Consider the following 26,640-nt stretch of genomic DNA (forward strand, 5'->3'; position numbering starts at 1 on the left):
TCACAACAGTGGGCAGGAGTGCCGTACGGCGCTGACACCGGCGCGCGCGAGCGCAGGGCGGCAGCGTGTACCGGTTCACCGGAACACTGTCCTCCTGCCGCAGACACTTGGCAAGTGGCACTCTGAAAATTGCAGAGTGCGCTGTTCTCTCTGTCCCGCCTTCGTGGCACACTCGACGCACACAGCGCGTCGGGGAGGTCTGAGAGTGAGCGAGCCGCGGTCCGCCCCGACGGTCGGGCAGGTCGTGCTCGGCAGGCGCCTGCAGGATCTGCGGGAGCGGGCCGGCATGAAGCGCGAGGAGGCCGCGAGGATCCTCCGCGTGGCCCCGGCCACCGTGCGCCGCATGGAGACGGCCGAGGTCGCGCTGAAGATCCCGTACGTCCAGCTGCTGCTGAAGGCGTACGGGGTCACGGACTCCGAGGCGGAGGGCTTCGTCGCCCTCGCGGAGGAGGCCAACCTCCCCGGCTGGTGGCAGCGGTTCCACGACGTGCTGCCCGGCTGGTTCTCCATGTACGTCAGCCTGGAGGGGGCCGCGAGCCTCATCCGGGAGTACGAACCCCAGTTCGTCCCCGGTCTGTTGCAGACCGAGGGGTACGCCCGCGCCATTCTGCGCAGCGGGGCGGTCGGCGCGAGGAACGCCGAGGACACCGAGGAGCTCGAACGCCACGTCGCCCTGCGGATGGAGCGCCAGTCCCTGCTGACCAGGGAGGACGCCCCCAAGTTCTGGGTGATCATGGACGAGACGGTGTTCCGCCGACCGGTCGGTGACGGGCCCGAGGTGATGCGCGCCCAGATCGACCGGCTGCTCGACGTCTCCGAGTGGCCGCACGTCACCCTGCAGATCGCGGAGTTCGCGTCCGGCCACCACCCCGGCACGTACGGTCCCTTCGTCCTCTTCCGCTTCGCCGTGCCCGAACTCCCGGACATGGTCTACAGCGAGTACCTCACCGGCGCCGTCTACCTCGACGCGCGCCCCGAGGTGGCGGCCCACCTGGAGGTCATGGACCGCATGGCGGCGCAGGCCGCGTCTGTACCACGCACGAAGGAGATCCTCCGGGACCTCCGCAAGGAGCTGTGAATGGATCGCATATACAACGGCATGCCCGCCGCCGAGCTCGGCGCCGAGGGCTGGCACAAGCCCTGGAGCGGAGGGAACGGGGGCAACTGCGTGGAGGCCATGAAGCTGGCCGACGGCAGAGTCGCCGTGCGACAGTCCGCAGACCCCGAAGGACCGGCGCTCATCTACACCCACGGAGAGATCGAGGCCTTCATCCGGGGCGCGAAATCCGGCCAGGCCGACTTCCTGCTCACCTGACCCTTCCGTCCCGCCCCTACCATCGCGTAACTCTTGTAGCAGCGCCACCCGTTCGTTTCCCCAGGAGAGCCGATGAGCCAGGACCCCGCACCGTCGCGGAGCGAGACACGCATCGACACCAGCAAGCCGCACCCGGCGCGCATGTACGACTGGTTCCTGGGCGGGAAGGACAACTACCCGGTCGACGAGGAGATGGCCCGCCAGCTCCTCACGGTCGACGCCCGCGGGCGGGACATGGCCCGGGTCAACCGTGCCTTCATGCACCGTGCCATCCGCTGGCTCAGCGCCGCCGGTGTCCGCCAGTACCTGGACATCGGCACCGGCATCCCCACCGAGCCCAACCTGCACCAGATCGCGCAGGAGGCGGCCCCCGAGTCCCGCGTCGTCTACTGCGACAACGACCCGATCGTGCTGGCGCACGCGGCCGCCCTGCTGCGCTCGACCCCCGAAGGGGCCACCGAGTACATCCAGGCGGACGCCCGCGAGCCCGAGGTCATCCTCGAACGGGCCGGCAAAGTCCTGGACTTCGACCGGCCCATCGCCCTGTCGATGCTCGCCCTGCTGCACTTCGTGGGGGACGAGGACGGCGCCTACGAACTGGTCTCCAAGATCGTCGACAAGCTCGCGCCCGGCAGCTACCTGGTGCTCTCCCACGTCACCGGCGACTTCGACCCCGAGGGCGCGGTCAAGGCCAGCGCCCTGTACAAGGCGCGCGGCCTGACCCTGCGGCCCCGCTCGCGCGACGAGCTGGCCGCGTTCTTCGAGGGCCTCGAACTGGTCGACCCCGGGGTCTCCCTCACCGCCGACTGGCACCCCGAGCTGGGTGAACCGGTCCCGGTGCAGGGCGACGACCCGATCCCCGGCTGGGCCGGCGTGGCCCGCAAGCCCTGATCGGCACCCGTGACGCCGGGCGAGGGCCCGTGGACCCGGACGGTCCACGGGCCCCCGCCGTTCACCGCCCCGGTTCGACCAGCGTCACCCGGAAGGAGCGGGGCCGGCTCACGTTGCCCGCGGCGTCGATCGTCCGGTACTCCACGGTGTGCGTGCCGAGGTCGGGCGTCGCGTCGTCCCACGGCACCGCCCGGCTCCGCCCCAGCTTCCCGTACACGAGGCCGTCGATCACCGTGCCGCCCGGAGTGAAGAGGAACGGCGCCCGCGCGTCCGTCGGCCAGCCGTAGTACGTGTACCAGCCGTCGCCGTCCACCCGGAACTGGCTGACGACCGCGCCCTCCTGGTCGTCCCGGGCCGTCAGCCGCATCGTGAACGGCCCGTCGTACACGTACTCTACGGGGCTGCCCGGGCGCCGGACCGTACGCAGCGGAGCCGACAGCTCGTACGCGGCCGCGGCCGGCCGGGCGTCGACCGTCCAGCGCAGCTGCTCGCGCGTGCCCGGGATGCCGGCCGTCAACGTGTACGTGCCCGGCGCGAGCGCCAGCTTCCGCAGGTCGAGGGCGCGGTCGTCGGGCCCGGTCGGGACCGGCCGGCCGTCGAGCCGCCAGCGCACCTTCGGCACGCGGTCCACGGGGTGGGTGGTCTCCGCGTGGACGACCGTCCGGGCGCCCACCGGCGCGCCGGTGGGCGTGTGCCCGGTGAAGGCGGGCGCGACCGCCGCCGGGGTCGTGACGAGCGAGGGGTCCACGGTCCACGTCACCGTCCGGGTGAGCGCCGGCGAGGCGCGTACGGCCGGGTCGCGGACGAACGGCGTCGGGTCCGTCACGGTCGCCGTCAGCGTGTGCGCGCCGGGGGAGAGGGCCCACTTCCGCAGGTCGACCGTGCGCGCGCCCCCGGTCGGCAGGGTCCGCCCGTCGAGCCGCCAGGTCACCGAGAGGGCGCCGCCCACCGGGTGGAGGGTGTCGACCCACACGGTGCGGTCCGCGCCGATCGGGGCCGTGCTCGGCGTGTGGTCCTGGACCAGGTTCACCTTCGCGGAGATCGCCCGCACCATCACCTCGCGCTCCACCTGGTCGAAGGCGTACCCGAGGGTCTTCATCAGGGAGTGGCGGGACGGCCGCCACACCCCCCTCGTGCTGTAGAGGCCGCCCTCGTACCGGCCGATGACCCCGCCGGACTCGCTCTCCTCGCCGAGCCAGCGCCACCACTTGGCCCGCCGCTCCCGCATCTGCGCCTCCGTCAGCAGCGTGTGGTGGGCGGAGGCGGGCTCCTCACCGTCGTAGGCGCCCCCGGGCACACCCCGGGCGTAGTAGTCGTACTCGTCCTGGAGACCGCCGAGCGAATGGCCGATCTCGTGCGGGGTGATGAGCGCCGACAGCGCGTTGCCGCCGGACGCGGTGGCATAACCGCCGCCCGCGCCACCGTAGGTGGAGCTGTGGGCGAGGGCGACGATCTGCCGGTTGGCGCGGCCCGTGCCGGGGACCAGATCCGCGAGCGCCCCCGCCCTCGCGCCGTCGACGGTCAGCAGCCGCTGCACGCTGCCGGGGTCGCACCCGCCCCAGAAGCCCATGTCCAGCACGGTGTCACGGTCCGGGGAGCCGAGCCGCGGATCGCAGTCCACGCCCGAGTCCTCCGACGGCGACTCGACCGCCCACACGTTGACGTACGAGCGGTAGGAGGCGAACGGCTCGATGCTCCACAGGGTGCTGAGGTGCCGCTCCAGGTCGGCCCGGAAGACCGGCATTTCGTCGGCGGTGTAACCGTCGCCGAGGAAGACGAGGTTGAACCTCTTCTCGGCCGGACCCGTGGTCTGCACGGGGACGACGACGGGTCCCCCGGCGACCGCCGGTGTCCGGGCGGCGGCCGCCCCCGTGCCCGTCAGCCCCGCCGCCAGCAGACAGCCGACGGCCAGCCGGGCCACTCCTCGTCGCACGCGCGTGCGTCGCAGTCCAGTCATGGGGCGCGAGCCTAGGACGCGGCCCCGGCCGCGTAAAGACGTTCACCGGCCGTACGGCGGGAAGCGACCGGGCCGTCGAGGGGCGGTCACGGGGACGGGCTCGGGCCGCCGTCAGGTGCTCCGCAGGTACGCCAGACCGGGGTGTGCCTCCAGGTACCCGTCCAGGAGCCGCCGGGCCACCCCCACCGAGTCGACCAGGGGATGCAGCGCGAACGCCCGCACGGCCGCCGCCCGCGAACCGCTCTCCGCCGCCGCCAGCACCTCCCGCTCCACGGCCTTGACCGCCGTCACCAGGCCGGCGGCGTGGTCCGGGAGCGGCGCCACGGCCACCGGGTGAGCGCCGTTCGCGTCGACGAAGCACGGCACCTCGATCACCGCGTCCGCGTCGAGCCCGGGGAGCGTCGTCCCGTTGCGCACGTTGAGGATCAGCGTGGCGCGCTCGTCGCGGGCGACGGCCCGCATGAGGGCGAGCGCCACCTTCTCGTAGCCGCCCGACTCCAGGTCCTCCCCGGCCCGCCCGCCGGCCCCGGCGGCCTCCCGGTTGGCCGCCATGTACGTCGCCTCGCGGTCCGCCAGCGTGCGGTGCCAGGCCTCGAGCGCCGGCGTCCCCGGCCGGGCCGCCTCCTCGTAGAAGCGCGCCTGCTGGTCTCGCAGGTAGGCGCCCCGGGTGCGTGCGGCGGACCGGTAGGCCCGCACCGCCTCCCGGTTGAAGTAGTAGTAGTGCAGGTACTCGTTGGGGATCGCGCCGAGCGAGCGCAGCCACTCGGGCCCGAACAGCTTCCCCTCCTCGAAGGAGCCCAGGGCCTCCTCGTCGGCCAGCAGCCGGGGCAGCTGGTCCCGGCCGCCGACGCGCAGCCCGCGCAGCCACCCGAGATGGTTGAGGCCCACGTAGTCGATCCACGCCTCGTCCGGGTCGGCGCCGAGCACCCGGGCGACCCGGCGGCCGAGCCCGACCGGGGAGTCGCAGATGCCGACGACCCGGCCGCCGAGGATCCGGGACATCGCCTCGGTGACCAGGCCGGCCGGGTTGGTGAAGTTGATGACCCAGGCGTCGGGGGCGAGTTCGGCGATCCGCCGGGCGACGCGCACGGCGACGGGCACCGTCCGCAGGCCGTACGCGATCCCGCCCGCCCCCACGGTCTCCTGCCCGAGGACCCCCTCGGCCAGGGCGATCCGCTCGTCGGCCGCCCGCCCCTCCAGGCCGCCCACCCGGATCGCGGAGAACACGAAGTCGGCCCCGCGCAGCGCCTCGTCCAGATCGGTCGTGGCCGTCACGGCCGGCGCGTCCGGCACCCCCGCACCCTGCTCGGCGAGGACCCGGGCGATCGCCGAGAGCCGCGCCGCGTCGAGGTCGTACAGGGTGACGTGGGTGACCCGTCCCGCGGCGTGGTCGCCGAGGAGGGCGCCGTACACCAGCGGCACCCGGAATCCGCCGCCTCCGAGAATCGTCAGTCTCATGCCCGTACGCTACTCGGGCCCCTCGCGGGGGCCGTCCGGTCCGCTCCGGGCGTCCACGGAGTCGTCCACCTGCCGGCCGGGGGCGCCGCGTGCCGGTGGGGGAGAATGACGGCATGTCCCGACGCAAGACCCGTCCCCGTACGACACGCCCCGCGGCCCCCGCGGCCCCCGCCGTGACCTCCGCGTCCCCCTGCCCCTGCGGGCGCGACGCCGCGTACGGGTCGTGCTGCGGCCGGTTCCACGACGGCACGGCGGGCGCGGCGCCCACCGCCGAACTGCTCATGCGCTCCCGCTACAGCGCCTTCGTGGTGCGGGACGAGGGCTACCTGCTGCGCACCTGGGCGCCGGGTACCCGCCCCGCCGGGGTCGACTTCGACCCCTCCCTGCGCTGGACGGGCCTGGAGATCCGGGAGACCTCCGACGGAACCGCCTTCCACCAGCAGGGCACCGTCACCTTCGTGGCCCGGTACGTCCACGACGGCGAGCCGGGCGCGCTCCACGAGCGGAGCCGGTTCGCGCGCCACGAGGGGGCGTGGGTGTACGTCGACGGCGAGTTCCTGGCGTGACCGGGGACCCGGGCCCGGGCGCGCACGGGCCGGGCCTCAGCGCCGGGTGGTGAGGCCCGCGTCGGCCACGGTCAGCGCCGGGCGGTGAGGACCGCGTCGGCCAGGGTCAGCGCCGGGCGGTGAGGACCGCGCCGGACGGGCGTCCGGCCGGGCGACCGGCGGAAAGGTCCTCGGCGACGACCTTCTTGGCGATGGCGTCCGTCGCCGCCCGCAGCTCCGGCCCGCTGGGCCGGCCGCGCTCCTTCTCCAGGCGGTCGGCGAGCCAGTCGCCCCACGCGCGGGTGATGACCGCCGCCTCCCGCTCGCCGGCCGGGGTGTGCGACAGCAGGTTGCCGTCCCGGGTGAGGAAGCCCTCGTCGACCATCCGGTCGAAGACCGGAAGCAGCACCTCCGGCGGGACGCGCCGCCGGGCCGCGACGAGCCCGAGGCTCGCGTGCCCGACGGTCCGGGTGAGGAGTTCCACCTGCATCACCGCCCACGCCCCCGCGGTGTCGAGCCGGGTGTCCGAGGCGGCGACGATCCGCCGGGCGGTGTCGAGGTCGGTGCGGCGCAGGATCCGGCCGACGGCCAGTTCGAGCAGTTTCGCCGAGTCGCCGCCGGTGGTGGGGGAGGCGAAGCCCTCGCCCATGTCGGGTGCGGCGGCGCGGACCGAGTCGCGCAGCGTGACCTGCTTGAGGAACAGCGCGACCACGAGGCCGACGGCGGCGACCGGCACCGTCCAGAGGAAGACGGTCTGCAGAGTGTCGGCGTAGGCTCCGACGACCGGCGCGGCCACGTCCGGAGGCAGTCCGTGGACCCCGGCCGGGCTCTGCGCGGCCCGCGCGACGGCCGCCGGGTCGAGTCCCGCGCCGGCCCCGAGGGCGGAGGCCTCCCGGACGCCGGCCGACAGATCCGTCCTCAGGGAGTTGGCGTAGAGGGTGCCGAAGACGGCGGTCCCGAAGGAGCTGCCGAGGGTGCGGAAGAAGGTCACGCCGGAGGTGGCGGTCCCGAGGTCGGCGTACTCCACGGTGTTCTGCACGGCGATGGTCAGCACCTGCATGCACAGGCCGATCCCGGCTCCCAGCACGAACATGTACAGGGATTCCAGCCAGGTGCCCGTCGCCGGCCCCATCAGGGAGAGCAGGTAGAGCCCGACTCCCATGACCAGGCAGCCGGCGATCGGGAAGATCCGGTACCGCCCGGTGCGGCTGACTACGTTGCCGCTGAAGACGGAGGCGATGAGCAGGCCGACGACCATGGGCAGGGTGCGGATGCCCGAGGTGGTGGCCGAGTCACCGTCGACGTACTGGAGGTAGGTCGGCAGGAAGGTCATCGCGCCGAGCATGGCGAAGCCGACCACGAAGCTGAGGACGGAGCAGACGGTGAAGACGGGATTCCGGAACAGCCGCATGGGCAGCATCGGTTCGGCCGCCCGGATCTCGGCCAGGCAGAACAGGGCGAGGGCGATCAGGCCTCCGGCGAACAGCCCGATGACGACGCCGGAACCCCACGCGTACTCGTTGCCGCCCCAGCTCGTCGCCAGGATGAGGGCGCTGGAGCCGGCGGCGACGAGCGCGATCCCCGCGTAGTCGATCACCGGGCGGCGCACGGAGCGCACGGAGGGGATGGTCCGCGCGGCGGCCAGGACCACCAGGATCGCGAGCGGCACGTTCACGTAGAACGCCCAGCGCCAGCTGAGGTGGTCGGTGAAGAGGCCGCCGAGCAGCGGCCCGATGACGGTGGAGACCCCGAAGACGGCTCCGATGGCACCCTGGTACTTGCCGCGCTCCCGGAGCGGGATCACATCGGCGATGAGCGCCATGGAGGTGACCATCAGGCCGCCGGCGCCGATGCCCTGGAGACCCCGCCAGACGATCAGCATGGTCATGTCGGTCGCGAGACCGCAGAGGAACGAGCCGGTGATGAAGACGACCGCCGAGATCTGAAAGATCACCTTGCGGCCGAAGAGGTCGCCGAACTTGCCGACCAGGACGGTCGCGACCGTCTCGGCGAGGAGGTAGGAGGTGACCACCCACGACATGTGGGCGGCGCCGCCGAGGTCCGAGACGATCGTGGGCAGGGCCGTGCCGACGATCGTCTGGTCGAGAGCGGCGAGCAGGACGCCCAGCATGATCGTGCCGAAGACGATGGTGCGGCGGCGGCCGTCGAGCACCGGTGGTGCGGTGGCGGCCGGGGGCGCGGGCGCTGCGTCGCTGGTCGTGGTCACTCTCGCAGCCTCACACCGCCCCCGCCCGCGTGCATGCGGGGGACGGCCGACCGGTGTACGCGGCGGGGCGGCGGTTCCCGCCCGCCGACGGGGTGTCAGGCGCCCGCCGTCGGCTCAGCGGGTGACGGGCAGTTGGGGGTGGTGCTTGGCGAGGATCTTGTTCGCGCGGGCCAGGGCGGCGAGGGCGTGCTCCCGGTCCGCCCGGTCCTCCGCGCAGAGCGGCCCGCGGAACCGGTGCACCTCACGCACCGCGCAGTCCGCGTCGAACTCCGCCTGGAGCACGTGCAGCGGCAGACAGGACCCGATCATCGCGGCCACACGGTCGGGGATCGGGACGGGTACGAGGGGGGAGGGGGTGGCGATCACGGGTCAGTCCTAGTCGGTCCGGGAGCGGTACGGAAGGTGTCTCACCTCCATACGTACCGGATCGCGGTCCGGGTTCCGGTACGGGGACGTCACCGGCCCGCGACGGGACGGCCCCGCTCCGGCGGGCCCGGCGGGGCCCCGTGCGACGACCCGGCGGCGGGGGCGCGCCGGCACGGTGATCGCGGACGGGGACGTTCCCGCAGGTGCGGGGCGGGGCGGCGCCGGGAGGGGCCCGGACGGGCTTCCGGAGCCGGGCGGTTGTCCCTCGAACCCGCGTACGTGACAGGGCTGTTGGGGATCATGCGCACCCGGCGGCGAATGTGAAGCATCTCACGCTCTAGCGTCCACCCGTCCGGCCCTCCGGCACCGACCGAAGGCCCCGGCGCGGGCGCGAGTGTGGGGGAGTCCTCCGGCCCCTTCCGGGGAGCGGCGCACCGGCTCCTACCCGAAGACCTCCGACAGGTCGTACGAGACCGGCTCCTCCAGCTGCGCGTAGCCGCAGGACTCCGGGGTGCGGTCCGGGCGCCACCGCTTGAACTGCGCGGTGTGCCGGAAGCGGTCGCCCTCCATGTGGTCGTACCCCACCTCGCAGACCCGCTCCGGCCGCAGCGCCACCCACGACAGGTCCTTCTTGCCGGACCAGCGGCTCGGCGCCCCCGGGAGGCGCGCCCCCTCGTGGGCCGCCTCGTCGGTCCACGCCGCCCACGGGTGCCCGGTCGGCGGATCCATGCGCAGCGGTTCCAGCTCCTCCACGAGCTGGGCGCGCCGGGCGGCGGTGAAGGCCGCGCAGACCCCGACGTGCTGGAGGGTGCCGCCGTCGTCGTACAGGCCGAGCAGCAGCGAGCCGACCACCGGGCCGCTCTTGTGGAAGCGGTAGCCGGCCACGACCACGTCGGCGGTCCGCTCGTGCTTGATCTTGTACATCAGGCGGACGTCCGGCCGGTACGGCAGGTCGAGGGGCTTCGCGATCACCCCGTCCAGACCCGCGCCCTCGTACCGCTCGAACCAGTGGGCCGCGAGCGCGGCGTCCCGGGTGGCCGGGGCCAGGTGCACGGGCGCGCCGATCCCGTCGAACATCCGCTCAAGAGCGGTGCGCCGCGCGTGCAGCGGGGCGTCGAGGAGGGACTCGTCCCCGAGGGCGAGCAGGTCGAAGGCGACGAACCGGGCCGGGGTGGTTTCGGCGAGCATGCGGACCCGGGAGGCGGCCGGATGGATCCGCTCGGTGAGCCGGTCGAAATCCAGCCGGCCGTCGTGCTCGATCACGATCTCCCCGTCGACCACGCAGCGCTCCGGCAACCGGTCCGCCAGCGCCTCGGCCAGTTCCGGGAAGTAGCGGGTGAGCGGCTTGCCGGTGCGGCTGCCGATGACGAGTTCGGGCCCGTCGCGGTGGACGATCGCCCGGAAGCCGTCCCACTTCGCCTCGTACTGCATCCCGGGCGGGATCTTCTTGACGGACTTGGCGAGCATCGGTTTCACGGGCGGCATCACCGGCAGATCCATGAGGCGATTGTCCGGTATGCGGGACTTGTGCGCGCGGCCTAGGCTGGCCCGCATGGCAGGCAAGGCGGCAGCGGTGGAACTCGAAGTCGGCGACCGGACCGTGCGGGTCTCCAACCCGGACAAGGTGTACTTCCCCGAACCCGGCTACACCAAGCTGGACATGGTCCGTTACTACCTGGCCGTCGGGGAGGGCATCACCCGTGCCCTGCGGGACCGCCCGACGACCCTGGAGCGCTACCCCGACGGAGTGACGGGTGAGTCGTTCTTCCAGAAGCGCGCGCCCCGGAACATGCCCGACTGGATCCCGACCGCCCACATCACCTTCCCGAGCGGCCGCTCCGCCGACGAGCTGTGCCCGACCGAACCCGCGGCCGTGATCTGGGCGGCCAACCTCGGCGCCGTCACCTTCCACCCCTGGCCGGTACGGCGCGACGACACCGACCACCCCGACGAGCTGCGCCTCGACCTCGATCCCCAACCCGGCACGGACTTCGCCGACGCGGTCCGCGCCGCCCACGAACTGCGCGCCGTCCTCGACGAGCACGGCCTGCGCGGCTGGCCGAAGACCTCCGGCGGCCGGGGGCTGCACGTCTTCGTACCCATCGCGCCCCGGTGGACCTTCACCCAGGTCAGAAGGGCGGCCATCGCCTGTGGCCGCGAGCTGGAGCGGCGGATGCCGGAGCGGGTGACCACCCGCTGGTGGAAGGAGGAGCGGGGCTCGCGGATCTTCGTGGACTACAACCAGACCGCCCGGGACCGCACCATCGCCTCCGCCTACTCCGTGCGGCCCCGGGCGCACGCCCCGGTCTCGGCGCCGCTGCGCTGGGAGGAGATCGGCGAGGTGGCTCCCGAGGACTTCGACATCCGCACGATGCCGGTCCGCTACGCGGAGGTCGGCGACGTCCACGCGGACATGGACGCGGAGCGGTTCGGCCTCGAATCGCTCCTGGAACTGGCCCGGCGGGACGAGGCGGAGCACGGGCTCGGGGACCTGCCCTATCCGCCGGAGTACCCGAAGATGCCGGGCGAGCCGAAACGGGTGCAGCCGAGCCGCGCGAAGAAGGCGGTGGCGAAGAAGACGGCGGTGACGACAGAGACGGCCGTGACGAAGGAGACGGGGGAGAAGCCGGCGGTGAAGAAGGCGGCCGTGCGGAAGGGGCGCTCGGAGGGCGGGGCGGAGTGAGACGTGCGGGCGGGGCGGTGCCTTCCGGGTGGGTGCCGTCCCGCCGTGCCCTCGGCCATAAAACAACACGAACGGTCGTGCTAGCATTTTCCCGCATCCAGGCCGACCGAGGAGATCCGGCATGTACCCGATGGCTCCGCTCGTCCGTACCGTGCTCAACACCGCCGCCCGCGCCGCCCCGGGCCCCGCCGGCCGCTCGGCCTTCCACCTCTTCGTCCGCCCGCTCGGCCGTGCGGCCCTCCGCCCCGTCGAACGCGACCTGTTCGCCACGGCCCGTACCGGGCGGCTGCGGGTACGCGGCAAGGAAGCCGTCACCTACGCGTGGGGGGACGGCCACCGGCCCGTCCTGCTCGTCCACGGCTGGTCCTCGCGCGCCTCCCGGCTCACCGCCTTCGCCGAGGAGCTGCTCGCGCGGGGTCACAGCCCGGTCGCCTTCGACGTCCCCGGCCACGGCGCGGCCCCCGGCAGGGCCAGCAACATCCTTGAATACCGCGACGTCATCCGGGAGCTGCACGAGCGGCACGGAGGTTTCGACGCGGTCCTCGCGCACTCCTTCGGCGTCCTCGCCTCCCTCTTCGCCCTGCGGGACGGCCTGCGCGCCGACCGCTTCGTCGGCCTGGGCGGGGTCGGCTCCTTCGACCTGCTCACGGACGCCTTCCGACGGGGCCTCGGCGTGGACGAGCGGGTGATGCTGCGGATGCGTGAGCACGTCGAGCGGCACCTGGCGCCCGAAGAGCCGGGCATCTGGGACCGCTTCGGCGCCGACCGCGCCCCCGCCGCGCTCGACGGCCCCGTCCTGTTCTTCCACGACGAGGGCGACGACATGGTCCCGCTCGCCCACGCCCGGCTGCTCGCCCGCGTCCACGGCGACCGGGCACGGCTCGTGATCACCCGGGGGCTCGGCCACCGCCGCATCCTGACCGACCCGTCGGTGATCGCCGAGGCGGTCGCGTTCCTCACCGGCGACGAGAGCGGCCACGGGCTCCCCTCCCCGGACCGGACCGCCACGCCGCTGGACGCGGGCGCCGTCTGACCGGCGGAGTGATGCGGCTCCGGTCGCGCGGAGCCGGTCCGGTCCGACGCGGCGGGGCTCCCCGGCCGGGGCCCGCCCTGGCGTTCGCGGGGGCCGTACGGGTCCTACGGGGCGTCGAGTGCCGCCCGGCCGCGGGCCGTGGCCTCCGACCGCAGGCGGGCCGTGATGCCGCGCTCGGCACGGTCGTACGCGGAGGTCTCGCTCAGCAGCACGGACCGGGCGTTGGCCGCTTCCATGAGGGCGATGATCTCGAAGGCGAGCTGCTCGACGTCCGTACCGGCGGCGAACTCGCCCGCAGCGCAGGCCTCGGCGATCGCGCCCTCCATGTACGCGGACCAGTCGAGCCGGGCCCGGGCGATCGCGTCGTGGACGGGGCCGGGGCGCGCGTCGAACTCCGCCGAGGCGGCGTAGAAGAAGCAGCCCCCCGTGAACACCCGCTCCGAGGAGTACGCGAGCCAGGCCCGGCACAGCTCGCGCACCCGGCGGGCGCCCGGCGGCACGTCGGCGAGGGGCTTCACCACGCGTTCGGCGAAGACCGCGGCGGCGGCCCTGACCGTCGCGAGCTGCAGTTCCTCCTTGGAGCCGAAGAGCGCGAACACCCCGCTCTTGCTCAGCTTCAGCTCGGTCGCGATCCGCCCCAGGGAGAGGCCTTCGAGCCCCTCGACCGAGGCGATGTCCACGGTGCGGCCGAGCACCAGGCGCCGCGTCTGATTGCCGCGCTCGACGCGCCCGTCCGTCCTGGTGCCGCTCATGGCCCCCATCGTACTGAACGCACGACCGTGCGGACATCTTCCGGACGCGCCGGAACCGGCCGCCGCGCCCACGCCATTGATCGAACGTTGATGGCGTGTTTACGAGGGTCCGGCACGGTGAAAGGCATGCAGATGACCGACACCGATGTGCTGACGGACCCCGACCTCTCCTGGCGCGAGAACGCCCTGTGCGCCCAGGCCGGACCGGAGTTCTTCTTCCCCGCCCCGGGTTCGTCGACCCGTGAGGCGAAGCAGCTCTGCGGCGCGTGCGAGGGGCGCCTCGCGTGCCTGGAGTACGCCCTCGCCCACGACGAGCGGTTCGGGGTGTGGGGCGGACTCTCGGAGAAGGAGCGCGTGCGGCTCAAGCGGCAGCAGCGCCGCTGACCCGCCGCGCGTTCGCGCGGCGGCGCCGGACCCGGCCGGCGCCGTGGGCCGTGCGGGCGGGCTCAGCCGGCGGCGCGGGCGGCCAGGCGGGCCTTGCGGGCGGCGAGCCGCTCGTCGAACTTGCTCGCCTCGCTGTCCAGGCCGTTCATGTACAGGCCCAGCTCCTCCTGGGCGCGCAGACCGTCCGGGCCGAGCCCCTCGATCTGGAGCACCTTGAGGAAGCGCAGGACGGGCTGGAGCACGTCGTCGTGGTGGATGCGCAGGTTGTAGATCTCGCCGATCGCCATCTGGGCCGCGGCGCGCTCGAAGCCCGGCATGCCGTGCCCCGGCATGCGGAAGTTGACCACGACGTCCCGCACGGCCTGCATCGTCAGGTCCGGGGCGATCTCGAAGGCCGCGCCCAGCAGGTTGCGGTAGAAGATCATGTGCAGGTTCTCGTCGAGGGCGATGCGTGCCAGCATCCGGTCGCAGACCGGGTCGCCGGACTGGTGCCCGGTGTTGCGGTGCGAGATGCGGGTCGCGAGCTCCTGGAACGCGACGTACGCCACCGAGTGCAGCATCGAGTGCCGGTTGTCGGACTCGAAGCCCTCGCTCATGTGCGCCATCCGGAACTGCTCCAGCTTGTCCGGGTCCACGGCGCGCGAGGCGAGCAGGTAGTCGCGCATCACGATGCCGTGCCGGCCCTCCTCCGCGGTCCAGCGGTGCACCCAGGTGCCCCAGGCGCCGTCACGGCCGAAGAGGGTCGCGATCTCGTGGTGGTAGCTGGGCAGGTTGTCCTCGGTCAGCAGGTTGACGACGAGGGCGATCCGGCCGATGTCGGTGACCTTGGACTGCGCGGGCTCCCAGGCCTCGCCGTCCTCGAAGAATCCGGGGAAGTTCCGGGCGTCGGACCACGGCACGTACTCGTGCGGCATCCAGTCCTTCGTGACCTGCAGGTGGCGGTTGAGCTCCTTCTCCACCACCTCCTCCAAGGCGTAGAGCAGCCGCGCGTCGGTCCACTCTGTCGAACTGCCGAGATGGGGAGAGGTGAGCGTCAAGGGAACTCCTGGGGACGGAGGGGAAGGACATACAGATCTACCTACGGCTTCGTAGGTTACGAAACCGTAGGTTAAGGCCCCGTAAGGCCCCGGCCAAGCCCGTCCCTGCGATGTCCGGTTACGTTCCGTTATGTTCGCTGCTGGCGCGGGTCACCGGAGACGCAGGTCACGTCGCCGTCCCCCGCTCCTCCCATCCGGAACCCACTACTCACCGCAGGCAACCGGCCCCGGCGCCCTCGCTGCCTCCGGGACCGCCGCGCCGGCCGGCCCCATGCCCTTGTGCCCGGATGTCCCTTCGGTCACTCCCCGCTCCTCAGGGGCGGTCCGCCGCGCCCAGGGCGCCCACGGCCTCGGCCGTCGTCGGCCGCAGCTCGCCGTCGAGCAGCAGCCAGCGCGTGATCCCCAGCGACTCCAGGAACGCCAGGTCGTGACTGGCCACGATCAGCGCCCCCTCGTACGCGTCGAGAGCCGCCGTCAGCTTCCGTACCGACGCCAGGTCCAGGTTGTTCGTCGGCTCGTCCAGCATCAGCAGCTGAGGAGCCGGCTCCGCCAGGAGCAGTGCCGCGAGCGTCGCCCGGAACCGCTCCCCGCCCGACAGGGTGCCCACCGCCCGGTCCGCCCGGCCGCCCCGGAACAGGAACCGCGCGAGCCGCGCCCTGATCGCGTGGGGCATCGCCGCCGGAGCGAACCGCGCCACGTTCTCCACGACGCTCAGACCGTCGTCCAGCACGTCGAGCCGCTGCGGCAGGAACCGGAGCGGCACCCGCGCCGCCACCTCGCCCGACACCGGCGTCAACTCGCCCGCGATCGTCCGCAACAGGGTCGTCTTGCCCGCCCCGTTCCGGCCGATCAGCGCGATGCGCTCCGGCCCCCGCAGCTCGAACGCGCCGGCGACCCGGGGCCCGTACCGCAGCTCCAGGTCGCGCAGCAGCAGCACCTCCCGTCCCGCCGGCACCGAGGTGTACGGCAGTTCGACCCGGATCTCGTCGTCGTCCCGTACCGCCTCCACGGCCGTGTCCAACCGCTCCCGCGCCTCCGCCAGCCGGTCCGCGTGCAGCGTCCGGTGCTTGCCGGCCGAGACCTGGGCGGCGTTCCGCCGGGTGTTCGCCACGACCTTCGGCACGACCTTGTTCTCGAAACTCTTCTGCGCGTACCGCCTGCGCCGCGCCAACTTCATGTGCGCGTCCGCCAGTTCACGCTTCTGTCGCCGGACGTCGGCCTCGGCCACGCGGACCATCCGCTCCGCCGCCTCCTGCTCGGCCGCGAGCGCCTCCTGGTACACGGACCAGGGGCCGCCGTACCAGGTCACCGCGCCGTCCCTGAGATCGGCGATCCGGTCGACCCGCTCCAGGAGTTCACGGTCGTGACTGACCACGACGAGGACACCGGACCAGCTCTCCACCGCCTCGTACAGACGCGAACGGGCGTACAGATCGAGGTTGTTGGTCGGCTCGTCGAGCAGCAGTACATCGGGCCGGGCGAGCAGCAGGGCGGCCAGGCGCAGCAGCACCGACTCACCGCCCGAGACCTCCCCGACCGTCCGGTCCAGGCCGATGTGGCCGAGTCCGAGCTGGTCGAGTGTGGCCAGGGCCCGCTCCTCGACGTCCCAGTCGTCGCCGAGCGCCGCGAAGTGCTCCTCCGCAGGATCACCGGCCTCGATGGCGTGCAGGGCGGCCCGTTCGCCGGCGATGCCGAGGATCTCGTCGACCCGGCGCGTGGTGTCCAGGACCAGGTTCTGCGGCAGATGACCGAGCGCACCGGTCACGCGCACCGCCCCGGAGGAGGGCGTGAGCTCCCCGGCCAGCAGCTTCAGCAGGGTCGACTTGCCCGAGCCGTTGAGTCCGACGAGCCCGGTGCGGCCGGGGCCGACCGTGAGCCGCAGGTCGTCGAAGACCCGCGTCCCGTCCGGCCAGGAGAAGGAGAGGGACGTGCAGGTGAGAAAAGTGGGGTGATGTGCCATGGAGGTCTCCCGGTCACGCGAGCGTGGGCTGGATGCGACGCGTGAGACACCGGGGCGCGGGCGGAGGAAGGGATCCGGCTCGTACGCCGAGGTCGAGAACGGCACACACGGCACGAAGGGCACGCGCGGCACGGTGTCTCGCAACCTCAGACGGACAAGGGACCGGTCTCCTCCCGGCAGACATCAGGTACGGGAACGACGGTAGGGCCCCGCCGGAGGGGCGGCAATCGAATTACGGCCGGACGGCGCGGGGCGGTCCTCCGGGACGGCTCGGGGGCATCTCCGGGGTGGCTGGGGCCTCCCGGAGATTCAGGGGCGGTCCTCCAGGAGTTCCGTGAGGTCCTGGTCCCAGTCCAGGTACTGGTGCTCCCGGCCGGCCGGCACCAGATGCTGGGAACGCTCCAGGAACCGGCGCAGCTCCGAGGTGCGGACGTGGACCATCGCGACCCCTTCCGGGGCGTGGAACTCGACGACCGTGCGGTCGTAGCCGTACGGCCGCAGCCGGACGTCCCCGTCCCCGGCCGGCCGCTCGACCCCCTGCGCGAGGAGCTCGCGCGCGAAGGCCCAGGAGACCTCGACCCCCTCCAGGGTCGCCGGCGGAGGGAAGGCCATGCTCACCGCGTACGGGTCCTCGCGGTCGTAGCGCAGAGTGGCGGGAACGGTCTCCATCCGGGGAACGGATGCGACCAGACGGGCCTGGACGGCCTGCTCGATGACGGCGGACACGACGGGCTCCTCTCAACCGGGCTCGGATCCTGTGCGTCTCCCCGACACCAGGCCACCTGACACCTGAGAAGACGGCCGGGAGGGCCGGAACGTGCACTGGGGTCGCGCGTGAGCTACGTCACCGCCCCGCCCCACCACTCGCGTCGCCGTTGTGCGACCCGACCGGCGACCGCTCTCCGTCCGGGGAGGCGCTCTGGACGGCGGTCCGGCGGTGCCGCTAGCTTCCGGCGGCATGACGTCCATGGGGAAGACGAGACGAATGATGTCGCTGGGCCTCGCCGGGGCGGCGCTCGCGCTGTGCCTGGGCGGTACGGCGCGGGCCGGGGAGACCCCCGCGGCCGCGACGGCCGGCTGGGAGCTGACGCCGACCGGCACCGACGCCCGGTTCCGGGGCCTCGCGGCGGTCGACCGGCGCACCGCCTGGGCGGCGGGCTCCCGGGGGACCGTGCTGCGCACCACCGACGGCGGACGGAGCTGGCGGAACGTTTCCCCGGCGGGGGCCGCCGAGCTGGAGTTCCGCGACGTGGAGGCCTTCGACGCCCGGCGGGCCGTCGTCCTCGCCATCGGGGAGGGCGAGGCCTCCCGCGTGCTGCGCACCGACGACGGCGGCGCCACCTGGACCGAGTCCTTCCGCAACACCGATCCGCGCGCCTTCTACGACTGCATGACCTTCTTCGACCACCGCCACGGACTCGCCATGAGCGACCCCGTCGACGGCAGGTACCGCATCCTCTCCACCGGTGACGGTGGCCGCACCTGGGAGGTGCTCCCCACGACCGGCATGCCGGCCGCGCTCCCGGGAGAGGCCGGCTTCGCCGCGAGCGGCCAGTGCCTCGTCACGGCCGGCCCCCGCGACGTGTGGCTCGCCACCGGCGGCGGCGCCACCGCCCGGGTCCTGCACTCCGGCGACCGGGGCCTCACCTGGACCGCCACCGACACCCCCGTTCCCGCCGGTGACCCCGCGCGGGGCGTCTTCGCACTCGCCTTCCGCGACCGCGCCCACGGCATCGCCGTCGGCGGCGACTACCGCAAGGACCAGCCCTCGCCCCGCGCCGCCGCCGTCACCGACGACGGCGGACGCACCTGGCGGCCCGCCGCCACGCCGCCGCCCGCCTACCGCTCCGGCGTCGCCTGGCTCCCGCACAGCACCCGCGCCGCCCTGGCCGTCGGCCCGACCGGCACGGACCTCACCATCGACGGCGGCCGCACCTGGCGGACCGTCGACACCGGTTCGTACGACACCGTGGACTGCACGCGCGACGGCGCCTGCTGGGCCTCGGGCGAGAAGGGCCGCGTCGCCCGGCTCGCGCGGAACGCTCCGGGCACTCCCTAGGTGTATTGAGCCGCAGGGTTGTTGACGCGGGTGATGGGTGGGTGTCCGTTGAGTGCGGTGTGGCAGCGGTGGTGGTTGTAGGTGTGGAGGAAGTCTGCCAGGGCTTCGGTGCGCTCGGTGTTCGAGGTGTAGGGCCTCAGGTAGGCCCATTCGTCGAGGAGGGTGCGGTTGAAGCGTTCGACCTTGCCGTTGGTCTGCGGTCGGTAGGGGCGGATCTTCTTGTGGGCGATTCCGGCTGCGGTGAGGGTCTGGGTGAAAAGCTTGGATTTGTAGCAGGCGCCGTTGTCGGTCAGGACGCGTTCGACGGTGATGCCGTGTGCGTTGAAGAACGCGTTGGCGCGTTGCCAGAAGGCGATGGCGGTGTGCTGGCGTTCGTCGGGCAGGACCTCGCTGTAGGCCAGGCGGGAGTGGTCGTCGACGGCCGAGTGGATGTAGCTGTAGCCGATCACCGGCGCGCAGTTCTTGCGTGCGGTGGTGGTGGCCTGGCGATTACGGTCGCCGGCGGTCCTGCCGACGGTTCGCCAGCCGCCGCCGTCGGGGATGTTGCCGAGCTTTTTGATGTCGACGTGGACCAGTTCGCCGGGTCGGGCCCGTTCGTAGCGTCGGATCGGTTCGCCGGTGGGCCGGTCGAGCCAGGCGAGGCGGTTCAGGTTGTGCCGGCGAAGGATGCGGTGGACGGTCGAGGCGGGAAGGCCCAGGATCGGGCCGATCCGGGCGGGGCCGAGCTTGCGCTCGGAACGCAGGCGGCAGACCCGGGCCTCCAGGGCGGCGGAGGTCCGGTGCGGTGTCGTGCGGGGCCGGCTGGAACGGTCGTGCAGGCCCGCGTCGCCCTCACTCCGCCAGCGGCGGACCCATTTGTGGGCAGTGGGACGGGATATCCCCATCTCCGCGGCAACATGCGCGACGGGACGGCCCGCCAGGACACGTTCGACCAGTATCCGCCTGCCGTGAACGGTCAGCCGGGCATTACGGTGGGGCACGAAGACCTCCGTGCGGTGAGTTCCTAGACAGCTCCCACCACACCGGAGGTCTTCGCCATGATCAAGACCAAACCAGTGTCAACAACGCTCGTGAGCAATACACCTAGGCCGTGTCTTTTGGATCAGGCGCCGCTCCCCCGGCAAGATCCGAAAGACACGGCCTAGGTCCTGGGGAGACCCCGGGGCACCCTTACGAAGGCAGGCGCTCCCGGTAGGCGGAGAGGTCCCCGGCCGTCTTGGTCGCGTAGAACTCCGTGATCCGGTAGGCGCAGACGCCCTCCACGCTGAACGGGTCGGCCGCCGCGATCTTCTCGATCTCCGCGCGGTCGACCCCGGCGGCGAGGATGACCCCGCCGTCGCGCGGGTTCTTCCGGCCCGACGCGATGAACACGCCCGCCGCGTACTGCTCGTCCAGCCAGGCGACGTGTGCGTCGAGCAGCGCGTCCACCCGCTCGACGGGCGCGGTGTAGGTCAATTCCAGTACGAACATGCGGGCCAGGCTACCCGCGCCCGCCGGCCGCCGGTCCGGGGCGGGGGAGCGGGGGCGGGCCGTAGGGTGGGCCGCATCATGACGATCAACGACATTCCGGCGGGCGGGCCCGCCGACGAGGACGCCGCGCGGAAGGTCCAGCGGGAACTGCGCGAGCGGCTCGTGCTCGACGAGGAGGGCCCGGCCGTCGGTACCGGCCACGTCACCGGGCTCGACGTGGCCTACGACGACGAGCGGGACCTGGTCGCCGCGGCCGCCGTCGTGCTCGACGCGCGCACCCTGGAGGTGGTGGAACGGGCCACGGCCGTCGGTCGCGTCTCCTTCCCCTACGTCCCCGGCCTCCTCGCCTTCCGGGAGATCCCCACCGTCCTGGCCGCGCTCGACACCCTGACCGCCGACCCCGGCCTCCTCGTCTGCGACGGATACGGCCTCGCCCACCCCCGGCGCTTCGGCCTCGCGAGCCACCTCGGAGTGCTGACCGGCCGGCCCTCCATCGGCGTCGCGAAGAACCCCTTCACCTTCAGTTACGAGCAACCCGGCGGCGCCCGGGGCGACTTCGCGCCGCTGCTGGCCGACGGCGAGGAGGTCGGGCGGGCCCTGCGCACCCAGGCCGGGATCAAACCGGTCTTCGTCTCGGTCGGGCACCGCGTCTCCCTGACCAACGCCTGCGCCCACGCCCTCCACCTCAGCCCCCGCTACCGCGTCCCGGAGACGACCCGGCACGCCGACGCCCTCTGCCGCCGTGCCCTCAAGGAGGCTCTCGCTGCCCGTCCGGGAGGATGAGCCCATGGACACGCAGAAGAATCGAGGACGTCAACTGGTCGGCTCCGGCTCGCCGCTGGAGCCCGGGATCGGGTTCTCCCGTGCCGTCCGCACCGGCGCGCACGTGGCCGTCGCCGGCACGGCGCCGCTCGCCGAGGACGGTACGACCGTGGGCCCGGGCGACGTCTACGCCCAGACCGTCCGGTGCCTGGACATCGCCGAGGCCGCGCTCCGCGAGGCGGGCGCCCGCCTGGAGGACGTGGTGCGCACCCGCGTCCTGCTGACCGACGCGGACCGCTGGCGCGAGGCGGCCCGCGCCCACGGCGAACGCTTCACCGACATCCGCCCGGCCTGCACGTTCGTGGAGGTCTCGCGGTTCATCGACCCGGAGTGGCTCGTCGAGATCGAGGTCGACGCGGTGGTGCCGCCGGCGGAGGCCTGAGCCCGGCGCCGGCGTCAACACCCCGGCAGCGGCGGGCCGTCGGCGCGCGGGGCCCCCGGAAACGGCCCCGCGCCCGACGCCCCGGCGTCCCCGCGCCGGTTACTCGCGATGGGCCACCCGGAAGCGGATGCCCGCCGCCTGGAGGCGCTCGATCAGGGCGTCGCCCATCGCCGTCGCCGTCGTGACCTGGCCGGCGGTCCTCGGGAGGGGATCGAGTGCCAGGCAGAGGGCGGACTCGGCCAGCATCCTGGCCGTCTCGTCGTAGCCGGGGTCCCCGCCCGAGACCTCGGTGAACACGCGGCGGCCGCCTCCCTCGCCGACGAAGCGGACCGTGAACCAGCTGCGGGCGCGCCGTTCCGCGGACGGCCCCCGGCCCGGCGCGTAACGGGACATCAGCCAGCGCCGCACGGGCGGGAGTTGGGCCGCTGTGACGCCGAGGGCCACGGCCGCCGTGCCACCGAGGGCCACGGGGAGCGACCGGACGGACGCGTAATGGCGGTAGCGGAAGTCCGGCCCGTACCGTTCGAGCGAGGCCGCCGAGCGGGCCACGACCCGCGGGTCCAGGGTCGGCAGGGGCAGTGCCCAGGTGCCCGTCTCGGGGCTGAACCGGGGGCCGCCCAGCGGGGCGCGGGCGCGCCGGCCGACGAGCCTCGGTTCGTACAGGCGCCGCTCGCGGGCGGCCCGCAGGATCTGCCGCCCACGGCCGAAGGCGGTGAGCGCGGAGGCGAAGGTGCCCCCCGAGAAGGCGGCCCCCGCCCGGACGAAGCCGTCGACGCGCAGCGGCACCCCCTCGGGCAGCTGCCGCACGGTGAAGTGGACGCCGAGGTCGTGCGGGACCGAGTCGAAGCCGCAGGCGTGCACGATCCGGGCCCCGGTCTCCCGGGCGCGGGCGTCGTGGCGGACGTACATCCGGTCGACGAACTCCGCCTCGCCGGTGAGGTCCAGGTAGTCGGTGCCGGCCTCCGCGCAGGCGGCGACCAGCTCCTCGCCGTACCAGACGTACGGGCCCACGGTGGTCGCCACCACCCGCGCCGAGCGGGCGAGTTCGCGCAGCGACCCGGGGTCGGCGGAGTCCGCGACGACGAGCGGCAGCCCGGCGCAGTGCGGCCACCGGGCGGCCAGCCGGTCGCGCAGCGCCGCCAGACGGCCGGCGCTGCGGCCCGCGAGGGCCCAGCGGCACCCGGCCGGCGCGTGTTCGGCCAGGTACGCGGCGGTCAGCTCGCCCACGAACCCGGTCGCCCCGAAGAGCACCACGTCGTAGGGCCGCGCCCCGCGATCCGCCCCCGTACCGTCGCCCGCCCCCGGGGCCTCGTCCACCTCGGGGGCCCGGTCCGCCTCCGGGGCCTCGTCGGCCGGGCGCCCCGCACCACTCCCCGCACCCGCGCCGCCCGCACCCGCTCCGTCCCCCGCACCCGCGCCTGAGCCGGTCCCCGGCGGAACCGGCGTCCGTCCCGTTTTGGCCACCGCCTCGCCGGCCCCGTCCGCCGGGCCCACCGCCCCGGCCCCGTCGCGCCCCGCCCCTGTCGTCATCCGGCCCCTCGCCTTCCCCTGCGGCGCGCCCGCGCGCATGCCGTCGGCGGAGGATAGCGGAAGCGGCCCCCCGCTCCACCGCCGGGATTTTCCAAGCGCTTGCTCGGCCGGGGGGCTTGTGCCGAGTGGAACACGTTCCTAGCATCCTCGGTGTTACATCATTGCTGTCACACACTCTGGGGGCCCGATGAGCACGACGCACTCCGCCCGGAACGGCCCGCTCACCGGGGTCCGGGTGGTCGAACTCGCCGGCATCGGCCCGGGCCCCTTCGCCGCGATGCTCCTCGCCGACCTCGGGGCCGACGTCGTCCGCGTCGACCGCCCCGGCGGCGCCGGCCTCGGCATCGACCCCGCCCACGACCTCACCAACCGCAACAAACGCTCCGTCCTGGTCGACCTCAAGGCCGGGGACGGCCCCGCCACCGTGCTGGACCTGGTCGCACGCGCCGACATCCTCGTGGAGGGCTACCGGCCCGGCGTCGCCGAGCGCCTCGGCGTCGGCCCGGAGGCCTGCCTCGCCCGCAACCCGCGGCTCGTCTACGGCCGGATGACCGGCTGGGGCCAGGACGGGCCGCTCGCCCCCACCGCCGGACACGACATCGGCTACATCGCCCTCACCGGCACCCTCGGCATGATCGGCCCCGACCCCGACGGGCCGCCCACCGTCCCCGCCAACCTCGTCGGCGACTACGCGGGCGGTTCCCTCTACCTCGTCGTCGGAGTGCTCGCCGCCCTCCAGCACGCCCGCGCCCACGGCGAGGGCCAGGTCGTCGACGCCGCCATCGTGGACGGCGCCTCCCACCTCACCACCATGATCCACGCGATGCTCGCCGCCGGCGGCTGGCAGGACCGCAGGGGCGTCAACCTCCTCGACGGCGGCTGCCCCTTCTACGGCGTGTACGAGACCTCCGACGGCGGCCACATGGCGGTCGGCGCCCTGGAGGAGCGGTTCTACGACGAGTTCGTCCGTCTGCTCGGCCTCCCGCGGACCGCCCCGCCGCGCGGCGACCTCGCCCGCTGGCCGGAGCTCCGCGAGGCCGTCGCCGCGCGCTTCCGGAGCCGTACCCGCGAGGAGTGGACGGCCGTCTTCGACGGCAGCGACGCCTGCGTGGCCCCCGTGCTCTCCCTGCGCGAGGCCCCCGCCCACCCGCACCTCGCCGCCCGCGGCACCTTCGCCGAGCACGCCGGCACCGTCCAGCCGGCGCCCGCGCCCCGCTTCTCCGCCACCCCCGGCACCCTTCGCACGGGCCCGGCCCTGCCCGGTGCCGACACCGCCGAGGTCGCCCGCGACTGGGCCGTACCCTCCCTGCACCCCCAGGAGACTTCCGCATGAAGCGCACGCTCTGGACCGAGGACCACGAGGCCTTCCGGGCGACCGTCCGCACCTTCCTGGAGAAGGAGGTGCTGCCCCACTACGACCGCTGGGAGAAGGACGGCATCGTCTCCCGCGACGTCTGGCGGGCCGCCGGGCGGCAGGGGCTCCTCGGCCTCGCCGTGGACGAGGAGTACGGAGGCGGCGGCACCCGCGACTTCCGCTACGGCGCCGTCCTCGCCGAGGAGTTCACCCGCGCGGGCGCCCCCGGGCTCGCCATCGGCCTGCACAACGACATCATCGGCCCCTACCTCACCTCCCTCGCCACCGAGGAGCAGAAGCGGCGCTGGCTGCCCGGCTTCTGCTCCGGCGAGATCATCACCGCCGTCGCCATGACCGAGCCGGGCGCCGGCTCCGACCTCCAGGGCATCCGCACCACCGCGGAGGACCACGGCGACCACTGGATCCTCAACGGCTCCAAGACGTTCATCTCCAACGGCATCCTCGCCGACCTGGTGATCGTCGTCGCCCGCACCACCCCCGAGGGCGGTGCCCACGGCCTCTCGCTCCTCGTCGTCGAGCGCGGCATGGAAGGCTTCGAACGCGGCCGCAACCTCGACAAGATCGGCCAGAAGGCGCAGGACACCGCCGAACTCTTCTTCCGCGACGTCCGCGTCCCCAAGGAGAACCTCCTCGGGGAGCTCAACGGCGCCTTCGTCCACCTCATGACCAACCTCGCCCAGGAGCGGCTCGCGATCGCCGTCGCCGGCATCGCCGGCGCCGAACACCTCCTGGAGATCACCACCCGGTACGTCAAGGAGCGCGAGGCCTTCGGCCGGCCGCTGGCCCGGCTCCAGCACGTCCGTTTCGAGATCGCCGAGATGGCCACCGAGTGCGCCGTCACCCGCGCCTTCGTGGACCGCTGCATCGAGGAGCACGCCGACCCGGAAGGCCTCGGCCTCGACCCCGTCCACGCGTCCATGGCCAAGTGGTGGGCGACCGAACTCCAGAAGCGGGTGGCCGACCGCTGTCTGCAACTGCACGGAGGGTACGGCTACATGAGCGAATTCCCGGTGGCCCGCGCCTTCACCGACGGCCGGATCCAGACCATCTACGGCGGCACGACCGAGATCATGAAGGAGATCATCGGCCGCTCCCTCCTCGGCTGACCGCCCCCGCATTCCTCGAAGAACCCTCCTCGCGAAAGGCTTCCCGTGAGCACCGAAGCGTACGTGTACGACGCGATCCGCACCCCGCGCGGACGCGGCAAGGCCAACGGCTCCCTGCACGGCACCAAGCCCATCGACCTGGTCGTCGGCCTCATCCGGGAGATCCAGGCCCGCCACCCCGGCCTCGACCCGGCCGCCGTCGACGACATCGTCCTCGGTGTCGTCGGGCCCGTCGGCGACCAGGGCTCCGACATCGCCCGCATCGCCGCCATCGCCGCGGGCCTGCCCGAGACGGTCGCCGGTGTCCAGGAGAACCGCTTCTGCGCCTCCGGCCTCGAAGCGGTCAACATGGCGGCCATGAAGGTCCGTTCCGGCTGGGAGGACCTGGTCCTCGCCGGCGGTGTCGAGTCCATGTCCCGCGTCCCGATGGCCTCCGACGGCGGCGCCTGGTTCGCCGACCCGATGACCAACCTGGAGACCAACTTCGTCCCGCAGGGCATCGGCGCCGACCTCATCGCCACCATCGAGGGCTTCACCCGCCGCGACGTCGACGAGTACGCCGCCCTCTCCCAGGAGCGCGCCGCCACCGCCTGGAAGGACGGCCGCTTCGCCCGCTCCGTCGTCCCCGTCAAGGACCGCGCCGGCCTCACCGTCCTCGACCACGACGAGCACCTGCGCCCCGGCACCACCGCCGACTCCCTGGCCAAGCTGAAGCCGTCCTTCGCGGACATCGGCGAGCTGGGCGGCTTCGACGCGGTGGCCCTGCAGAAGTACCACTGGGTCGAGGCGATCGACCACGTCCACCACGCCGGCAACTCCTCCGGCATCGTCGACGGCGCCGCCCTCGTCGCCATCGGCTCCCGCGAGGTCGGCGAGCGGTACGGGCTCACGCCGCGCGCCCGGATCGTCTCGGCCGCCGTCTCCGGCTCCGAGCCGACCATCATGCTCACCGGCCCCGCCCCCGCCACCCGCAAGGCCCTCGCCAAGGCCGGCCTCACCATCGACGACATCGACCTGGTCGAGATCAACGAGGCCTTCGCGGCCGTCGTCCTCCGCTTCGTCAAGGACATGGGCATCCCGCTGGACAAGGTCAACGTCAACGGCGGTGCCATCGCCCTCGGCCACCCGCTCGGCGCCACCGGCGCGATGATCCTCGGCACCCTCGTCGACGAGCTGGAGCGCCAGGACAAGCGCTACGGCCTCGCCACCCTCTGTGTGGGCGGCGGCATGGGCATCGCCACCGTCGTCGAGCGCGTCTGACCGTCCCGTCCGAACCCTCTAACGGAGA

The 26,640-nt window shown here is 73.3% G+C and carries 25 protein-coding genes; 13 read left to right on the top strand and 12 right to left on the bottom strand.

The window, feature by feature from the left end; all coding sequences use genetic code 11:
• Window positions 1-205 precede the first annotated feature (205 nt).
• The 3 genes from ACFY60_RS24200 (at window position 206) to ACFY60_RS24210 (ending at window position 2,206) form a co-directional block, all read left to right on the top strand.
• Window positions 206-1,078: a helix-turn-helix domain-containing protein gene (locus ACFY60_RS24200; RefSeq protein WP_388614776.1), complete on the top strand. Its 873-nt coding sequence runs from the start codon at window positions 206-208 to the stop codon at window positions 1,076-1,078.
• Window positions 1,079-1,315, top strand: a complete 237-nt coding sequence (locus ACFY60_RS24205) for a DUF397 domain-containing protein (protein WP_030215754.1) — start codon at window positions 1,079-1,081, stop codon at window positions 1,313-1,315.
• A 72-nt stretch (window positions 1,316-1,387) separates the two neighbouring features.
• Window positions 1,388-2,206 (top strand): SAM-dependent methyltransferase, encoded by an 819-nt coding sequence (locus tag ACFY60_RS24210; RefSeq protein WP_388614774.1) that lies wholly within the window; start codon window positions 1,388-1,390, stop codon window positions 2,204-2,206.
• 61 nt (window positions 2,207-2,267) lie between these two features.
• Here ACFY60_RS24210 and ACFY60_RS24215 read toward each other — a convergent pair whose 3' ends face one another.
• Both ACFY60_RS24215 and ACFY60_RS24220 read right to left on the bottom strand, forming a co-directional pair.
• Window positions 2,268-4,163 (bottom strand): M64 family metallopeptidase, encoded by a 1,896-nt coding sequence (locus ACFY60_RS24215; RefSeq protein ID WP_388614772.1) that lies wholly within the window; start codon window positions 4,161-4,163, stop codon window positions 2,268-2,270.
• Window positions 4,164-4,274: 111 nt separating this feature from the next.
• Window positions 4,275-5,621, bottom strand: a complete 1,347-nt coding sequence (locus ACFY60_RS24220; RefSeq protein WP_388614770.1) for a 6-phospho-beta-glucosidase — start codon at window positions 5,619-5,621, stop codon at window positions 4,275-4,277.
• A gap of 113 nt (window positions 5,622-5,734) precedes the next feature.
• Between ACFY60_RS24220 and ACFY60_RS24225 the strand changes: the two genes are divergently transcribed.
• Window positions 5,735-6,187 carry a YchJ family protein gene (locus ACFY60_RS24225; protein ID WP_388614768.1) on the top strand — a complete coding sequence of 151 codons (453 nt, stop codon included), beginning with the start codon at window positions 5,735-5,737 and terminating at the stop codon, window positions 6,185-6,187.
• A 106-nt stretch (window positions 6,188-6,293) separates the two neighbouring features.
• Here ACFY60_RS24225 and ACFY60_RS24230 read toward each other — a convergent pair whose 3' ends face one another.
• The 3 genes from ACFY60_RS24230 to ACFY60_RS24240 all read right to left on the bottom strand — a co-directional run bounded on the left by ACFY60_RS24230 (window position 6,294) and on the right by ACFY60_RS24240 (window position 10,259).
• Window positions 6,294-8,393: an MDR family MFS transporter gene (locus tag ACFY60_RS24230; protein ID WP_388614766.1), complete on the bottom strand. Its 2,100-nt coding sequence runs from the start codon at window positions 8,391-8,393 to the stop codon at window positions 6,294-6,296.
• A 114-nt stretch (window positions 8,394-8,507) separates the two neighbouring features.
• Window positions 8,508-8,702: a hypothetical protein gene (locus ACFY60_RS24235; protein WP_309053032.1), complete on the bottom strand. Its 195-nt coding sequence runs from the start codon at window positions 8,700-8,702 to the stop codon at window positions 8,508-8,510.
• Window positions 8,703-9,200: 498 nt separating this feature from the next.
• Window positions 9,201-10,259, bottom strand: coding sequence for an ATP-dependent DNA ligase (locus ACFY60_RS24240; protein WP_388614764.1), 1,059 nt, complete (start codon window positions 10,257-10,259; stop codon window positions 9,201-9,203).
• A 52-nt stretch (window positions 10,260-10,311) separates the two neighbouring features.
• On the opposite strand from ACFY60_RS24240, the gene ligD reads away from it, so the two are divergent.
• Window positions 10,312-11,442 carry a non-homologous end-joining DNA ligase gene (gene ligD / locus ACFY60_RS24245; RefSeq protein ID WP_388614763.1) on the top strand — a complete coding sequence of 377 codons (1,131 nt, stop codon included), beginning with the start codon at window positions 10,312-10,314 and terminating at the stop codon, window positions 11,440-11,442.
• Window positions 11,443-11,563: 121 nt separating this feature from the next.
• Window positions 11,564-12,475, top strand: a complete 912-nt coding sequence (locus tag ACFY60_RS24250; RefSeq protein WP_388614760.1) for an alpha/beta hydrolase — start codon at window positions 11,564-11,566, stop codon at window positions 12,473-12,475.
• Window positions 12,476-12,579: 104 nt separating this feature from the next.
• On the opposite strand, the gene ACFY60_RS24255 is transcribed toward ACFY60_RS24250, so the two are convergent.
• Window positions 12,580-13,227, bottom strand: a complete 648-nt coding sequence (locus ACFY60_RS24255) for a TetR/AcrR family transcriptional regulator (protein ID WP_388614758.1) — start codon at window positions 13,225-13,227, stop codon at window positions 12,580-12,582.
• Window positions 13,228-13,353: 126 nt separating this feature from the next.
• Between ACFY60_RS24255 and ACFY60_RS24260 the strand changes: the two genes are divergently transcribed.
• The gene (locus tag ACFY60_RS24260) at window positions 13,354-13,611 is read left to right on the top strand and encodes a WhiB family transcriptional regulator (protein ID WP_388614755.1); all 258 of its coding nucleotides are present in this window, start codon (window positions 13,354-13,356) and stop codon (window positions 13,609-13,611) included.
• Between the two features lie 62 nt (window positions 13,612-13,673).
• Here the strand turns inward: ACFY60_RS24260 and ACFY60_RS24265 are convergent, their stop codons facing one another.
• From ACFY60_RS24265 to ACFY60_RS24275, 3 genes are all read right to left on the bottom strand, one after another.
• A complete protein-coding gene (locus tag ACFY60_RS24265) occupies window positions 13,674-14,648 on the bottom strand; it encodes an acyl-ACP desaturase (RefSeq protein ID WP_309054328.1) in 975 nt (324 codons plus the stop codon).
• A gap of 313 nt (window positions 14,649-14,961) precedes the next feature.
• Complete coding sequence (locus ACFY60_RS24270) at window positions 14,962-16,608, bottom strand: ABC-F family ATP-binding cassette domain-containing protein (protein WP_388614752.1); 1,647 nt, start codon at window positions 16,606-16,608, stop codon at window positions 14,962-14,964.
• Window positions 16,609-16,917: 309 nt separating this feature from the next.
• On the bottom strand, window positions 16,918-17,334 hold the full coding sequence (locus ACFY60_RS24275; RefSeq protein ID WP_388614750.1) for an SsgA family sporulation/cell division regulator: 417 nt from the start codon (window positions 17,332-17,334) through the stop codon (window positions 16,918-16,920).
• A gap of 232 nt (window positions 17,335-17,566) precedes the next feature.
• On the opposite strand from ACFY60_RS24275, the gene ACFY60_RS24280 reads away from it, so the two are divergent.
• A complete protein-coding gene (locus ACFY60_RS24280; RefSeq protein WP_388614747.1) occupies window positions 17,567-18,667 on the top strand; it encodes a WD40/YVTN/BNR-like repeat-containing protein in 1,101 nt (366 codons plus the stop codon).
• Here the strand turns inward: ACFY60_RS24280 and ACFY60_RS24285 are convergent.
• Together ACFY60_RS24285 and ACFY60_RS24290 are read right to left on the bottom strand one after the other, a co-directional pair.
• Window positions 18,664-19,647 carry an IS481 family transposase gene (locus ACFY60_RS24285; protein WP_387793415.1) on the bottom strand — a complete coding sequence of 328 codons (984 nt, stop codon included), beginning with the start codon at window positions 19,645-19,647 and terminating at the stop codon, window positions 18,664-18,666. The genes ACFY60_RS24280 and ACFY60_RS24285 overlap by 4 nt on opposite strands.
• 190 nt (window positions 19,648-19,837) lie before the next feature.
• Window positions 19,838-20,137 carry a YciI family protein gene (locus ACFY60_RS24290; protein ID WP_388616934.1) on the bottom strand — a complete coding sequence of 100 codons (300 nt, stop codon included), beginning with the start codon at window positions 20,135-20,137 and terminating at the stop codon, window positions 19,838-19,840.
• A gap of 78 nt (window positions 20,138-20,215) precedes the next feature.
• Between ACFY60_RS24290 and ACFY60_RS24295 the strand changes: the two genes are divergently transcribed.
• Window positions 20,216-20,920: an endonuclease V gene (locus ACFY60_RS24295; protein WP_388616937.1), complete on the top strand. Its 705-nt coding sequence runs from the start codon at window positions 20,216-20,218 to the stop codon at window positions 20,918-20,920.
• Between the two features lie 4 nt (window positions 20,921-20,924).
• On the top strand, window positions 20,925-21,341 hold the full coding sequence (locus ACFY60_RS24300) for a RidA family protein (protein WP_388616939.1): 417 nt from the start codon (window positions 20,925-20,927) through the stop codon (window positions 21,339-21,341).
• A 99-nt stretch (window positions 21,342-21,440) separates the two neighbouring features.
• Here the strand turns inward: ACFY60_RS24300 and ACFY60_RS24305 are convergent, their stop codons facing one another.
• A complete protein-coding gene (locus tag ACFY60_RS24305) occupies window positions 21,441-22,658 on the bottom strand; it encodes a saccharopine dehydrogenase family protein (protein ID WP_389459349.1) in 1,218 nt (405 codons plus the stop codon).
• Window positions 22,659-23,058: 400 nt separating this feature from the next.
• Between ACFY60_RS24305 and ACFY60_RS24310 the strand changes: the two genes are divergently transcribed.
• From ACFY60_RS24310 to ACFY60_RS24320, 3 genes are read left to right on the top strand one after another with little or no spacing between them, the layout of a single operon-like run.
• On the top strand, window positions 23,059-24,204 hold the full coding sequence (locus tag ACFY60_RS24310) for a CaiB/BaiF CoA transferase family protein (protein ID WP_388616945.1): 1,146 nt from the start codon (window positions 23,059-23,061) through the stop codon (window positions 24,202-24,204).
• Window positions 24,201-25,352: an acyl-CoA dehydrogenase family protein gene (locus tag ACFY60_RS24315; protein ID WP_388616948.1), complete on the top strand. Its 1,152-nt coding sequence runs from the start codon at window positions 24,201-24,203 to the stop codon at window positions 25,350-25,352. Before ACFY60_RS24310 ends, ACFY60_RS24315 begins: the two co-directional genes overlap by 4 nt.
• Window positions 25,353-25,397: 45 nt before the next feature.
• Complete coding sequence (locus ACFY60_RS24320; protein WP_388616951.1) at window positions 25,398-26,612, top strand: acetyl-CoA C-acetyltransferase; 1,215 nt, start codon at window positions 25,398-25,400, stop codon at window positions 26,610-26,612.
• Window positions 26,613-26,640: the final 28 nt, after the last annotated feature.

This window comes from Streptomyces sp. NPDC012827 (genome assembly GCF_042900905.1).
GTDB lineage: Bacteria > Actinomycetota > Actinomycetes > Streptomycetales > Streptomycetaceae > Streptomyces > Streptomyces gulbargensis.

Bases quoted from the DNA above. Each gene is read 5' to 3' on its own strand.
- ACFY60_RS24210 (WP_388614774.1), top strand. From the start codon at position 1,388: ATGAGCCAGGACCCCGCACCGTCGCGGAGCGAGACACGCATCGACACC.
- ACFY60_RS24240 (WP_388614764.1), bottom strand. From the start codon at position 10,259: ATGGATCTGCCGGTGATGCCGCCCGTGAAACCGATGCTCGCCAAGTCC.
- ACFY60_RS24295 (WP_388616937.1), top strand. From the start codon at position 20,216: ATGACGATCAACGACATTCCGGCGGGCGGGCCCGCCGACGAGGACGCC.
- ACFY60_RS24205 (WP_030215754.1), top strand. From the start codon at position 1,079: ATGGATCGCATATACAACGGCATGCCCGCCGCCGAGCTCGGCGCCGAG.
- ACFY60_RS24270 (WP_388614752.1), bottom strand. From the start codon at position 16,608: ATGGCACATCACCCCACTTTTCTCACCTGCACGTCCCTCTCCTTCTCC.
- ligD (WP_388614763.1), top strand. From the start codon at position 10,312: ATGGCAGGCAAGGCGGCAGCGGTGGAACTCGAAGTCGGCGACCGGACC.
- ACFY60_RS24220 (WP_388614770.1), bottom strand. From the start codon at position 5,621: ATGAGACTGACGATTCTCGGAGGCGGCGGATTCCGGGTGCCGCTGGTG.
- ACFY60_RS24255 (WP_388614758.1), bottom strand. From the start codon at position 13,227: ATGAGCGGCACCAGGACGGACGGGCGCGTCGAGCGCGGCAATCAGACG.
- ACFY60_RS24290 (WP_388616934.1), bottom strand. From the start codon at position 20,137: ATGTTCGTACTGGAATTGACCTACACCGCGCCCGTCGAGCGGGTGGAC.
- ACFY60_RS24300 (WP_388616939.1), top strand. From the start codon at position 20,925: ATGGACACGCAGAAGAATCGAGGACGTCAACTGGTCGGCTCCGGCTCG.
- ACFY60_RS24235 (WP_309053032.1), bottom strand. From the start codon at position 8,702: ATGATCGGGTCCTGTCTGCCGCTGCACGTGCTCCAGGCGGAGTTCGAC.
- ACFY60_RS24280 (WP_388614747.1), top strand. From the start codon at position 17,567: ATGACGTCCATGGGGAAGACGAGACGAATGATGTCGCTGGGCCTCGCC.
- ACFY60_RS24225 (WP_388614768.1), top strand. From the start codon at position 5,735: ATGTCCCGACGCAAGACCCGTCCCCGTACGACACGCCCCGCGGCCCCC.
- ACFY60_RS24310 (WP_388616945.1), top strand. From the start codon at position 23,059: ATGAGCACGACGCACTCCGCCCGGAACGGCCCGCTCACCGGGGTCCGG.
- ACFY60_RS24250 (WP_388614760.1), top strand. From the start codon at position 11,564: ATGTACCCGATGGCTCCGCTCGTCCGTACCGTGCTCAACACCGCCGCC.
- ACFY60_RS24260 (WP_388614755.1), top strand. From the start codon at position 13,354: ATGCAGATGACCGACACCGATGTGCTGACGGACCCCGACCTCTCCTGG.
- ACFY60_RS24315 (WP_388616948.1), top strand. From the start codon at position 24,201: ATGAAGCGCACGCTCTGGACCGAGGACCACGAGGCCTTCCGGGCGACC.
- ACFY60_RS24215 (WP_388614772.1), bottom strand. From the start codon at position 4,163: ATGACTGGACTGCGACGCACGCGCGTGCGACGAGGAGTGGCCCGGCTG.